Below are 12,018 nucleotides of genomic sequence, written 5' to 3' on the forward strand. Positions count from 1 at the left end.
GCTCGGCAATGCCTCTTAGAATTTTAAATTTACGGCAATAATGCTTCCTTTACCCTTATACAGTTGAAGAAGCAAGTTCCGCATTTAATACACTTGCTTATATTGACCTTTGGCTTTTCATCAATTGTTAAAGCGTTTGCTGGACACTTAGCAACGCATGTTCCACAACCAGTACAGAACTCATCATTTATTGGCTTATCATCACATCCTAAACATAACTCTTTATTTGAAGTTAATAAAACGTCATTAACTTTCATATAGGCATCAATAATTGGTTTTCCAGCAATAACTTCATAAGGTTTTAGTATTAAGTATGAATCAACGATTTCCTTGTCTTTTTCAATAACTGCCTTAACTATTCTTTCAACCTCTTCTTCATCTGGTGGGCAGCCAATTATTGCATAATCTACCTTAACAACATCTCCTATTCTAACAAATCTTTGTGGGAAGCCATTCTCTAAACCAATAAGCATTCTTTGGAAACCCCCACTTACAGCACAGCTACCAACTGCTATCAATACTTTTGAGTTTTTTCTAATTTCCATTATTTTTTTAACTTCTTCCTCATCATCCAAATTAACAGCTCCTCCAACCAAAACAATGTCCTTTTCTTTTAATTGGTTATAATACTTCTTTTCAATGTTTTTGATAATCTTACCACAAGAACCGCATCCGGTCATAAAATCACCCTCAACCTTTTAGTAAAAGCTTGACCAAAACGTGTCCATTAAGTTAGGGCTTTCAACCCTAATTAATGTCCATTAGTTCAAATTATCCCCTATTTTCGTAGTTATCTAATTAGCTTATAAATAGTAGCATCTTTCACAGAGCTGAATGATTCTTTTTGCTTCATCATTATCTACACTATCCAAAACTGCTTTGTTGAAGTTCTCACTTGTTAATATTGTGTAATCCAAAATCTCTCTTCCAAGTAACTCAACTTTGTGATAAACGATTCCCTCTCCTCCTTCTATAACAGCCTCCCCAATTGCCTTTCCATCTTTTATAATTGGCTCCATGTATGGGTGTGTTAATTTTAATTTGTTTAAGAGTTCTATAATTTTATTTAAGCAGAATTCTATCTCAATCATTCTTGAAGATAACACATCCCATAAGTTTTTTGAATTTATTAAGCCCTCCTTATACATTCTTGCCAAAGACCCACTATAAACTACCTTTCCATCATAAAGGGCTGTTTTTGGTAAGCCGTTTGTTTCCACTTTATTAGCATCAAAGTTATAAGCATCAATCAACTCAACATCTGGCAATGGAATCTTTGCCTTTCTCTCATCAACTAACTTAACAAAATCTTTATCAACTAAGTTTAATCCCTCTTTTGCCAAATTAATTAATTTTTCTTTTCTTTTATCACTTATATTTTCTAAAACTCCACCAACAGCCAAATATTTAGCCTTTTTTCCTAACACAGATTTTATTTTGTTTCCAATATCTGCTAAATCATCTGTATTTTTAAATTCTCTCAACTTAATTGCATCTACTTCAACAATCTCCCCCAATCTTGCAATCTCCCTCAAATACTGCCCTTCATTTGGAACTGTTATGTTATAAGCTTTCTCAACAGCCATAACTCCTGCTAAAGCATGGGAGATTTCATTTAAACAGCATAACCTTGTCATAGCTGGGGGAATAAAATCTATATCTTTCCCCATCATTGAGCTTTCAAACCCTCTAATTTTCATAATTCCACCTTTTTAAAATGTTTTAAAAGTTTAAAAAGAATTTAATTAGATTCCAAGTTTTTTCCTCTTCTCCATGATTGTTTGCTCCAATAAATCAGCTGCCTTGTATGGGTTTGGTTCTGGGATTAATTTACCCCCTGTTAAGCCCTCAACTGCTTCAGTTAAAACCTTTGTTACTAACTCACTGCCAGTAACGAATGGAACTGGTGAAACATGGACAGTAAAGCCCATATCAACTGCGTAGGTTGCATCTGCCAATGCCTGCTCTTCCAACCACTGTGGTGCTGAGGCAGCAACTGGTAAATCTGGAATATCAACTCCCAACTCTTCAGCAATTGCAACTGCAACCTGCTCAATTCTTGCAATACTCAAACATGCTCCGAAGTTTAAGACTGGTGGGATTCCTAAGCTCTTACAGACTTCTTTTAAGTTCTCTCCAGCTAACTCAGCACTTGCAGGGTCAAAGAGACCTGCGTGTTTCAATGGGCTGTTTACACAACCTCCTGCTAAGACTAAGATATCTCTTTTAATGAGCTCTTTTGTTAATGTGACAATTATGTTGTCGTGTCCTCCACTTGCCAAGTTTGAACATCCAACGACTCCAACAACCCCTTTGATTTTACCACTTGCAATCAATTCAATTAATGGCTTGACACTTCCTCCTAAGAACTCAACCAATGATTCCTCTCCAACTCCAACAACTGATTTAACTTTCTCATCGTAGTAATCCTTCTGCATTCCTTTTCTCTCTTTGAATGCCTCAATTGCTTTCTTAATTATCTCTCTTGCCTTTTCTTTAGCATTCTCTGGCTCCCATGGGATGTATTCAGCTCCCTCAACGTAAGCCATGTCATCAATACAGATTAATTTTGTCTTAGTTTTTTCAGCGACAAATTTCAATCCGTGGAATGTACAGTTGAATTCAGAGACAACAGCATCAATTAAACCAGTTGCAACCAATGGCTCTGTTGTGAAGTTGTTTGCTATGTAACCAACGAAGCTTTCTGGTAAGTGGGCAATTCTTGTTTCCATATCTTGTCCGTTACATGTAGCTCCAATAATCTTAATCTCATCAGCTCCAGCTTCTTTTGCCATTTTTATTAAGTCTTCCTCCATTGCAGCCTCACATAATGGCTGGATTAAAGCGTGCTGGTGTCCAGTAATCATGATATTAACGTTGTTTGGCTTAACTGAACTGAATCCATTCTCAACTACTGTAATCTTTGGTGAACCAAATAAGATGTCGTTTAACCAGCAAGTCATTAAAAGCCCTGTAAATCCTGCGTGCAATCCTAATCTAAGGCAGTGAACCAATAAGTCCATTGGATTGCTGTTTAAGTTTGTTGAAGTCTTTGTTAATGCATCAACAATCTCTCCCTTAGCCCCTCCTGGAAGGATATCTAACTTCTCAAATACTTCTAATCTCTTCTCTGGACAGAGTTTTGGAACTAATTCACTCTTCTCCCATCTTGGTTTGTACATATCATCTAATATGAACTCAGCAACTTCAACAGCCAACTGCTTAGCATCTTTATTTGCATCAAAGCCAAGTTTTTTCGCTAAAAACTTTAATTTTTTCTCGTTTCTTATTTCATAGCTTCCTTCTCCTTTACCTGCTGATAATAAAGCTCTTGCAGCGTTTTCAGCACAATGGACATAACATGATGTTCCAGCAGCAACCGCTCTGCAGAGGTTTCTTGCTACAATAACATCTGCTGTTGCTCCACAAACACCGTAAGGAGTTTTTTCTGTTATTCTACAAGGTCCATTAGCACATAATATGCAATAAACCCCTTTTAACCCGTAAGGACACTTTGGGAATTGATTTGGGAATCTTGTGTGAGGAGTTTCTATACCCTTTAACTTTGCCTTTTCAACCATTTCCTTAACTTCTGGAATAGCAGCGATGCAGTTTTTCATACCTATCACCAAACATATTTTTAACTTGTTTTACGATAATCATTAATATATTAACGAATAAATAACATTAACGGTTTGGAAATCGTCTTTAAGTTTTGCAATGAAAACGATATTCACATTAAAATAGAAGATTTGAATTAATAAATTATAAAATACAATAGCAAAATTTTTGCATGAAAAAATAATTATAGAATTATTGAGCAGTAATATCAAACGGAGATGATGATAATGAAAGTTAAAGAAGTTATGAACAAAGATTTTATAAAAATCTCCCCAAATGATATTGGAGGAGAAGTTGTTCAAACTCTCTACAAAGAAAAGAAAAATTATGCTCCAGTTATAGAAGATGGAAAATTAGTTGGATGGATTACTGCCTTAGATTTGCTTATAGGCTGTAAGCATTCAAAAATAGAGGATTTAATGTTACTTATTGATGAGATAAAGATTTTAAAAGAGAATGATGAAGTAACTGATGAATTAATAGATGAGATAATAAAAAACGAAGACATTGCCTACCCTGTTATTAATGATAGAGATGAGGTTGTTGGAACTTTAAGTGTGTTTGATTTGCTAAAATATTATAAAAATAGATAGCTTATTGCTGTTTTTTCACCTCTATGTGCTTTAAAATAACCTTCTCTATATCTTCTGGTTTATCTAAAACCTCAATTCCCTCCATTCTTCTAAGTCTCTCAACATTTTCAACATCAACATCTCTCATATATAGGGTTAATTTCTTATTCCCTGGCAGAATTGTCTCTACAGTTCCTTTTTTGTTATCTGGTGGAAAGATATAAACTGGTACTTTTGCCTTCATTGCTTGAGCAACTGAATTAGTTATTAAAGTATCGGCAATACCATAAGCTATTTTTGCAGTTGTGTTTGCCGTTGCTGGAGCTACTAAAAACAAATCATATTTTCCAGTTTGCAACTTCCCAACTAAGAATGGAGCGTTTGCATTAACCTCAACCCTTAAATCATAAAACTCATCCTCCAAAACCTGCCAGAGTTTATACCACTTTACAACAATCTTTGCATTTTTTGAGAGATAGATATCTACATCCAAATTATATTTATTTTTTAGCTTTTTCATTATTTCAACAACTTCTGGCAGTTTATCTCCACATCCGGTTATTCCCCATGCAATTTTTAGCATACTACCCCTCTTTATAACCCCCTCTTTTCTTTTAAAACCTCATAAAATCTATTAAGTGTCTTTCTTAAAACTCTCAATCCCTCCTCATCCTCCTCAACTCCTTTCTTCCCTCTATCCTTAGACCAAAATGTAGCCCCTAAATTAGCTCCAAAAGAACCCCCTCCCACAGGAATCATTTCATTTATTATAAAAAAGTCATGAATAGTTCTTAAAGCAATCTCCTGCCCCCCATTTCTATCTCCACCAACAGCAATAGCCATTCCAACTCTACCCCTCAAAACCTTTGGATTTTTTGCCAGTATAGCTCTGCATCTATCCATCAATGTCTTTAGCTGCCCTGTTACATTCCCCTGATAAACTGGAGTTCCTATTATCACTCCATCAGCCCAAATAAGGTTTTCATAAACCTCTTCCATATCATCCTTATGTATGCATCCCTCTTTTTTCTTTATACAGTAATCACAGTGAAGACAGAAGTTTATCTTCTTTCTACTAACTGAAAAATATCTCACCTCTGCCCCTTTCTCTTTCAAATAATTTAAAGCATAATTTACTGCAAAATGAGTCCCTTGCAATCTTGGACTTCCACTTATCCCAAAGACTTTCATTATTCCACCTTAAAAAAATAAAATTTAAATAATAAAAATATATATCAGAAGCCAATATCTGCTAATCTTTTACCAAATTCATAACATTTTTTTAGATGTTCCTCTTTTGGAGCAAATCTTACTGTTAAACATTCATCATCAACTATCTTAAAGCCCAGGTTTTTGAATATCTCTTTAATTTTTTCAGTTGCGCATTCCATCCAACCATAAGAACCAAAGGCAACACCGATCTTGTCGAGTGGTCTAATGCAATCCATGTATGCAAGGAACTTACCAACTTCTGGGTAGAGATTTCTATTTACAGTTGGTGAGCCAACTAAAACATACTTTGCATCTAAGATTTCTGTCATTATTCTACTTAGAGAGGTTTCACAAACTCTATAAATTTTTACTTCTACTCCTTTCTCCATTAAACCTTCAGCAATCGCATGAGCCATTTTTTTGGTCGAGTTATACATTGTATCATAGACAATAACTGCCTTATTCTTTGTTTTGTTCATTGCCCATTCGTTATATTTTTCAATTATTTCGTTTATGTATTCCTTCCAAATTACTCCATGAGAAGGGCAAATAAGCTCAATATCTAAGTTTTTAACGGCTTTTATTGCATCAGGAATAAGCATTTTATAGGGCATCAATATATTAGCGAAATAATCCTTTGCATGTTCAAAAATTCCTTCTCCTATCTCGTAATCAAATCTCTCAGAACTTGCTATATGCTGTCCAAATGCATCGTTTGAGAATAAAATTTTCTCTTCTTTACAGTAAGTTAGCATATTATCTGGCCAGTGGAGCATTGGAGTTCTTATGAACTTTAGAGTTCTGTCTCCTATGTTTATCTCATCTCCAGTATCTACAATGATAAAATCCCAATCTTTTGTATCGTAGTAGAGAGATAAATGCTCCTTTCCCTTTTCATTAGTTATTATTGTGGCATTGCTGATCTCAACCAATTTATCAACACAACCACTGTGGTCTTTTTCTACGTGATTAACTATAATATAATCGAGATCTTTGGGATCTATAAATTTTGATATGCCATAAATAAGTTCATTGAACATGTAATCCTTTGCAGTGTCTATTAAAACATTTTTCTTATCTTTTATCAAATAAGAGTTATAGGTTGATCCGTAGGGAGTTCCATAGCCATGAAAATCTCTAATTTCCCAATCAATCACTCCAACCCAGTATATTCCATTTTTTATTTCTAATACCATTAAGATCACCTTTTGAGTAGTGGTAAATAATATAAAAATAAATATAGAATAAATATAGATAGGATAAATATAAAAACAGATTAGTAATTAGAGCTCAATTATTCTATATCCACCATCTAAATATTTCTTTAAGCTTACATGTCCAAATAAATCATTTTCTAATTTTAATTTGCCTTTAATTTCTTCTTTAACATTAAACATACTTGCACATGCTTCACATACAACAAAATCATCTTTTACTTTTTCAAAGTGGCTTTTTAATGGATGATTTTCACTTAACAGATCTTTTGCCCATAAAACTGCTTCTCCTTCCAATATAATCTTTACTTCATCTCCCTTTTCTTTTAATTCATTTGCAAATAGTAATGTATGCATCATAACGGGCATATTTGGCTGATTTTTGTGAAAGTAAGAAAATATTAAGAAGGCAACTTTCATAAACCCCCACCTCATTTATAATTTGTTTTAATTGATTAAATTAATTAAATTTAATATTTTTCACATTTAACTTCAAAGTATTTCCTTGGATGACTGCAAGAAGGACACTTCTCTGGTGGTTCTTTTCCAAGATGAACAAAACCGCATTTTCTACAAACCCATTCAACTGGTTTATCTTTTTTAAATACCGTTCCTTCTTCAACTTCCTTTAGCAGTTTTTTAAACCTCTCTTCATGATGCTTTTCAGCTATCCCTATAGCTCTCAACCTATCTGCAATCTCTTTAAGTCCTTCTTTTTCAGCAATGTCAGCAAACTTTGGATACATCTCTGTGTGCTCAAAATGCTCTCCTTCAATCGATGCTTTTAAGTTTTCAGCAGTATTTCCTAAAACAATTGGAACTTCTACACCATCAACTTTTATAGCTTTATCATCAATGTTATATTTCTTTTTTAGTTCGGTTATTAAGTAATAAAGCCACTTGGCATGCTCTCTCTCATTTTCAGCAGTTAATAAAAATATCTCAGCTATCTGCTCATATCCCTCTTGTTTTGCAATCTTTGCATAACAGGTATATCTATTCCTTGCTAAACTCTCTCCTATATATGCTTTTGTTAAGTTTTTTAGTGTCTCTTTCATATTTATCACAAAAAAGTTGTTAATCAATAATAATGAAATGTTAAATATGTTGAATAAAATTTTTAATTATTCATCAAACTCTACCCACTCATCTAACGGCTCGAATGATTCTTTTCCTACTTTACCTCTACAAACTGGGCATATCCATGTATCTGGGAGTTCCTCAAAAGGTGTTTTTGGAGGTATATTTTGACTTGGATCTCCTTTTAGAGGGTCATAAACCCATCCACATACTTTGCACTTGTATTTTCTATATCTTGGTTTTTCACAACTTCCGTCCAATTTACAGGCAATCTTTAATTCTACCATATTTCCACCTCAAAAAACAATTACAATTAATTAAAAAGATTTAGAAATTTATAATATGTGTTAAATATATAGTAATTTCATTGAAAGTTTTAATCTAACTTTTTATAACAGAACCACCAATCTAAGCACTCAATCTCCCCTTTCTCACATGCCTCTTTTCTTTGCTTTATCTCCTCCACTGATGATGCAGGAGGTATAATAACTTTATCTCCAATTAAATCATTTTCAGGCCAATTCGCTGGCATAGCCACTCCTTTTTCATCTGAAACTTGGAGAGCTTTAACTAATCTAACGATCTCATCCAAGTTTCTACCAACTTCTTGCGGATAGTAGATGATAGCCCTAATTATCCCTTTATTATCTACAACAAACACAGCCCTAACTGTATTGTTTCCTTTGTATGGGCTTATCATTCCCAATTTCTCTGCTAACTCTCCTCTATCATCCGCTATAATTGGAAACTCAATTTCTACATTCAATTTTTCTTTTATCCACTCGACCCATTTTAAGTGGCTAAAAACTTGATCTATACTTAATCCAATCAACTCAGTATTTAGTTTCCTAAATTCATCGTATCTCTTTTGAAATCCTACGAACTCTGTTGTGCAAACCGGAGTAAAGTCAGCAGGATGGCTGAATAAAACAAACCACTTTCCTTTCTCTACATAATAATCTGGTAATTTAATAGCTCCATGGGTTGTTTTAACCTCTACTTCTGGGAATTTCTCACCAATAACTGGCATTTTTCCTTCACACATTTTTCTCCCCTCCTTTTTATTTTATCTTTTGTTTATTTAAGTTTTATTGGTTTTTATTTTATATTTGCTTTTCTTTTACATTTTGCTTTCTTGATTTGGAGTCCTTGCCACTAATTTTGGGTCATATCCTTTAAACCCACATTCGGGAGTGTAGCAAGAAACATCATAGAACGTACATTTTTCCCCACAATTTGGACATCTTTCTGGAGGTTTCTCTGCCTCAAACACATAGCCGCAATTTGAGCATTTCCACCAAGGCATTGTCTCACCAAAAAGTTTAATTAAAATAATTTTATTATTTTATTGCTTTATTGGACATTTATTTGCTAATTTCATTGCCAAATCCTCTGGATCTTTTATTGGAAAATCATTGTCAGTTAGCAATTTAACCAATTCTGCTGCTTCAATTTCCCCACATGGAAGTGAAATCCCACAAGGCAATGCCTCTGCCAACTCAACCTTATTTTTTATTGGAAAAACGTCCTTATCTTTAAAATATTCTACTAATCTTAGTTTAAACTCCTGGATGTCTCTTAATGCTTCATATAATGGATGGTTTGTTGTTATCATCAATAATCACCTTTAATAAACTGACTTTTTAGTTATGGAGAGGTTTAGCAATAAATACACAAGCATCATAACCTTGTGCTTGGCAATACATCTCTTTAACGAAATATTTTTTATTTTTTATTGATTCTAAGAACCCAGCAATCAGTCCTGCTTCAAAATCACACATTGGTTCTTCTGACTTTTGAGTTCTACAAAATATACAGTCCTTTACTTTTATCTCCACTTCTCCGTTATCTTTTTCTTTAATCTCAATATAACCAATATTATTGGCCTCAAAAAACTTCTTAATATCTTCATAACTTTTTGGAGACACTAATCTTCCAACTTCATAACCAATTTCATACAGGGTTGTGTCTGATCCAAGGTCTTTAACCTTCTGCATATATGCGTATATTATAATTGCAAGTAAATCTGAGGGAATTTCTCTACTTTTAAATTTGTATTCTTCTGGATTGTAATTTACAACATCTTTAACCGAGATCATTAATCACACCTTTACATGAACTATTTACATACTTACATATAGACATATACTTCACATCGCGTTTTATTTAATTAATCGATTTTTCTGAAAGCGTTTTTTCCTAATCCGCACTGAGGACATCTAAAAGTATCTGGAAGATCTTCAAATTTTGTTCCTGGTGGGATGTTTTGTGACGGCTCACCTTTGTCTTCATCATACACCCATCCACACATGCATTGATACCTTGCCATTTCTATCACCTTTGTGCTATTTTTGTCATTATTTATCTTAGTCAGTTAGAGGTATATATCATTAATCACTTAAATTTCGCATAATATAATGAAATTAAAGACGATTATCGTATTTGTGATTTTTTATATGCAAGTTATTAGTTTTTAGTTTATTATTTTTTACTTTATAAAAATGGGATTTTATTCAAGCAGAATCTCTTTTTCGTATTCCCAGACCCCGTGAAGATTGCATCTCATTAATGCCCTTAATATAAATTTCTCATGTTCTTTTGACGGGGCTTTTACCATTAACTTAACCTCTGGTTTCATAAATTGGGTAAAATCAACTCTTGCTAAATAAAGATCTCCCATATATAACTCGATCCAATGTATAAAGTGATTATCTTCCATAGGATGTGGAATTCCAGTTGAAATTTTTACTTCAAAATAATCGTTTGCTTTAACTCTGTCTTTACACTCAATAAATGGAGTATGTTTCTTTTCAAAATCAGTTCCTTCTTTCATTCGGTTTATTCCGCAGTAGTGTGTCATATTGTCCCCACGATTTTTCGTTATACATAGTAATCAAACTAAGTTAAGTAGAGTATAAGGGTATGAAATAAATTAAATTAATAAATAAAAGATTATCTATAAGTTTAGAGTTTTTCTAATATCTTCATTGCTTTTGTGAAAGCAGGCATTCCACTTGTTAATAAAACAACTCTCAAAACATCTGCAATCTCTTCTTTTGTAATTCCGAGTTCTTTCATTGCACTTTTCATCTGTTTTTCTATCGCTACCTCATCACATCTTGATGCAACAATTCCTATTGCAATCAATTTCTGAGTTTTATAATCCAGTGTTTTTCCAGTAAAGACAGTGTCATTTAATTTCACTATAATGTCATAGAGATCTGGGTATTTCTCCTTAACTACTTTCATTCCCTCCCCAAAAAATACTTCATTCTTCATTTTTTCACCTTTTTATCGTTTAAGTTCTTTATAAGTTATTTTTTGAGTGGTTTTACTACCTAATTCATATATTATATTTTTGATTTTAGATAGTATATATAACTTTCTAAATTTTTTAAATAGAAATTTTAATGCCTATCTATTTTTTTGATAAACTCATCTGTTGGAATAAAGTGTAAGTCCAAAGCAACGTCTTTCGGGGACATTCCCATTGCAAGCCCAAGTAATTGGGAGTAGTGTATCACAGGAATATTATATTCCTCTCCAAACTTTTCCTTTATCTCTACTTGCCCTCTGTCAAATTGCAAGTGGCAGAATGGACAAACTTCGGTTATGCAATCGGCTTTTGCTTCTTTTATATTTTCCAATTTTGTTTTAGTCATTTTTAAGGCAACATCTAAATTTCTTGCTCTGACTCCTCCTCCAGCTCCACAACACATATTTTTATCTTTATAATTGACTGACACTGCTCCAAGTGCCTCTACAAGTTCATCAAAAGATCTCGGTCTTTCTGAACTTTCCAATTTTTTAATATCCGTTGGTTTTAAATAATGACAGCCATAATGAACTGCTACATTTACATTTAATGGGTTTGTTATCTCTTCTTTAATCCTATCAACTCCTAAATCGTAGTATAAAACCTCAGGTAAGTGTCTAACTCTAACTTTTCCTTTATACTCTAATCCATACTTGGAGAGTATTTCATTTACCATTTTTCTTGCTTTTTCGTTTTCTTTTAGTAGATGATTGGCTTCATATAGAGAGCCATAACATCCATTACAGATGGTTAAGATGTCCATTTCAACTTCCTCTGCCATACATAAATTTCTCGCTGCTAAGGTTAACCAAGTTTTTAAGTCAAAAGAACCGAAAACCCCTGGAGCTGGACAGCAAGATGCCTTTTCAAAGGGGTGTAATTTTATTCCAAGTTTCTCCATTGTTATATATGTGGCTTTTTCAATGCCTGGGTATCTGTTTGGAGCAATACATCCCAAAAAGAACACAAATTCCATATTAAAACACCTTTCTTTACTTTTATT

General features: G+C 33.4%; 18 protein-coding genes. 1 reads left to right on the forward strand and 17 read right to left on the reverse strand.

Going from position 1 to position 12,018, the window contains the following annotated elements; translation table 11 throughout:
* Positions 1 to 29 precede the first annotated feature (29 nt).
* The 3 genes from MJ_RS03875 to cooS form a co-directional block, all read right to left on the reverse strand.
* Positions 30 to 680: an NADH-quinone oxidoreductase subunit B family protein gene (locus MJ_RS03875; RefSeq protein ID WP_010870231.1), complete on the reverse strand. Its 651-nt coding sequence runs from the start codon at positions 678 to 680 to the stop codon at positions 30 to 32.
* Between the two features lie 123 nt (positions 681 to 803).
* The gene (locus tag MJ_RS03880; protein WP_010870232.1) at positions 804 to 1,700 is read right to left on the reverse strand and encodes a nickel-dependent hydrogenase large subunit; all 897 of its coding nucleotides are present in this window, start codon (positions 1,698 to 1,700) and stop codon (positions 804 to 806) included.
* Positions 1,701 to 1,745: 45 nt separating this feature from the next.
* A complete protein-coding gene (gene cooS / locus MJ_RS03885; protein ID WP_010870233.1) occupies positions 1,746 to 3,620 on the reverse strand; it encodes an anaerobic carbon-monoxide dehydrogenase catalytic subunit in 1,875 nt (624 codons plus the stop codon).
* 228 nt (positions 3,621 to 3,848) lie between these two features.
* Between cooS and MJ_RS03890 the strand changes: the two genes are divergently transcribed.
* Positions 3,849 to 4,214 carry a CBS domain-containing protein gene (locus tag MJ_RS03890; protein ID WP_064496599.1) on the forward strand — a complete coding sequence of 122 codons (366 nt, stop codon included), beginning with the start codon at positions 3,849 to 3,851 and terminating at the stop codon, positions 4,212 to 4,214.
* Position 4,215: 1 nt separating this feature from the next.
* Here MJ_RS03890 and afpA read toward each other — a convergent pair whose 3' ends face one another.
* From afpA to hdrB, 14 genes are all read right to left on the reverse strand, one after another.
* The gene (afpA, locus tag MJ_RS03895) at positions 4,216 to 4,776 is read right to left on the reverse strand and encodes an archaeoflavoprotein AfpA (protein ID WP_010870235.1); all 561 of its coding nucleotides are present in this window, start codon (positions 4,774 to 4,776) and stop codon (positions 4,216 to 4,218) included.
* An 11-nt stretch (positions 4,777 to 4,787) separates the two neighbouring features.
* Positions 4,788 to 5,384 carry a flavodoxin family protein gene (locus tag MJ_RS03900; protein ID WP_010870236.1) on the reverse strand — a complete coding sequence of 199 codons (597 nt, stop codon included), beginning with the start codon at positions 5,382 to 5,384 and terminating at the stop codon, positions 4,788 to 4,790.
* Positions 5,385 to 5,428: 44 nt separating this feature from the next.
* On the reverse strand, positions 5,429 to 6,601 hold the full coding sequence (locus tag MJ_RS03905) for an FprA family A-type flavoprotein (RefSeq protein ID WP_064496601.1): 1,173 nt from the start codon (positions 6,599 to 6,601) through the stop codon (positions 5,429 to 5,431).
* Between the two features lie 87 nt (positions 6,602 to 6,688).
* A complete protein-coding gene (locus MJ_RS03910) occupies positions 6,689 to 7,039 on the reverse strand; it encodes a DsrE family protein (protein WP_064496603.1) in 351 nt (116 codons plus the stop codon).
* 50 nt (positions 7,040 to 7,089) lie between these two features.
* On the reverse strand, positions 7,090 to 7,677 hold the full coding sequence (gene rbr, locus MJ_RS03915) for a rubrerythrin (protein ID WP_064496605.1): 588 nt from the start codon (positions 7,675 to 7,677) through the stop codon (positions 7,090 to 7,092).
* 66 nt (positions 7,678 to 7,743) lie between these two features.
* Positions 7,744 to 7,986, reverse strand: a complete 243-nt coding sequence (locus tag MJ_RS03920; protein WP_010870240.1) for a rubredoxin — start codon at positions 7,984 to 7,986, stop codon at positions 7,744 to 7,746.
* Between the two features lie 89 nt (positions 7,987 to 8,075).
* On the reverse strand, positions 8,076 to 8,744 hold the full coding sequence (locus tag MJ_RS03925; protein ID WP_010870241.1) for a peroxiredoxin: 669 nt from the start codon (positions 8,742 to 8,744) through the stop codon (positions 8,076 to 8,078).
* 75 nt (positions 8,745 to 8,819) lie between these two features.
* A complete protein-coding gene (locus MJ_RS03930) occupies positions 8,820 to 9,005 on the reverse strand; it encodes a rubredoxin-like domain-containing protein (RefSeq protein ID WP_010870242.1) in 186 nt (61 codons plus the stop codon).
* A gap of 39 nt (positions 9,006 to 9,044) precedes the next feature.
* A complete protein-coding gene (locus tag MJ_RS03935; RefSeq protein ID WP_064496607.1) occupies positions 9,045 to 9,314 on the reverse strand; it encodes an MTH865 family protein in 270 nt (89 codons plus the stop codon).
* A gap of 28 nt (positions 9,315 to 9,342) precedes the next feature.
* A complete protein-coding gene (locus MJ_RS03940) occupies positions 9,343 to 9,798 on the reverse strand; it encodes a DUF2507 domain-containing protein (RefSeq protein WP_010870244.1) in 456 nt (151 codons plus the stop codon).
* Between the two features lie 71 nt (positions 9,799 to 9,869).
* Complete coding sequence (locus MJ_RS03945; protein ID WP_048196713.1) at positions 9,870 to 10,028, reverse strand: rubredoxin; 159 nt, start codon at positions 10,026 to 10,028, stop codon at positions 9,870 to 9,872.
* Positions 10,029 to 10,208: 180 nt separating this feature from the next.
* The gene (locus MJ_RS03950; RefSeq protein ID WP_010870246.1) at positions 10,209 to 10,559 is read right to left on the reverse strand and encodes a desulfoferrodoxin family protein; all 351 of its coding nucleotides are present in this window, start codon (positions 10,557 to 10,559) and stop codon (positions 10,209 to 10,211) included.
* 104 nt (positions 10,560 to 10,663) lie between these two features.
* On the reverse strand, positions 10,664 to 10,978 hold the full coding sequence (locus MJ_RS03955; RefSeq protein ID WP_010870247.1) for a carboxymuconolactone decarboxylase family protein: 315 nt from the start codon (positions 10,976 to 10,978) through the stop codon (positions 10,664 to 10,666).
* A gap of 128 nt (positions 10,979 to 11,106) precedes the next feature.
* Positions 11,107 to 11,991 (reverse strand): CoB--CoM heterodisulfide reductase subunit B, encoded by an 885-nt coding sequence (hdrB, locus tag MJ_RS03960; RefSeq protein WP_010870248.1) that lies wholly within the window; start codon positions 11,989 to 11,991, stop codon positions 11,107 to 11,109.
* Positions 11,992 to 12,018 lie beyond the last annotated feature (27 nt).

Source organism: Methanocaldococcus jannaschii DSM 2661, from assembly GCF_000091665.1.
In the GTDB taxonomy this organism is placed as follows: domain Archaea; phylum AGJL01; class Methanococci; order Methanococcales; family Methanocaldococcaceae; genus Methanocaldococcus; species Methanocaldococcus jannaschii.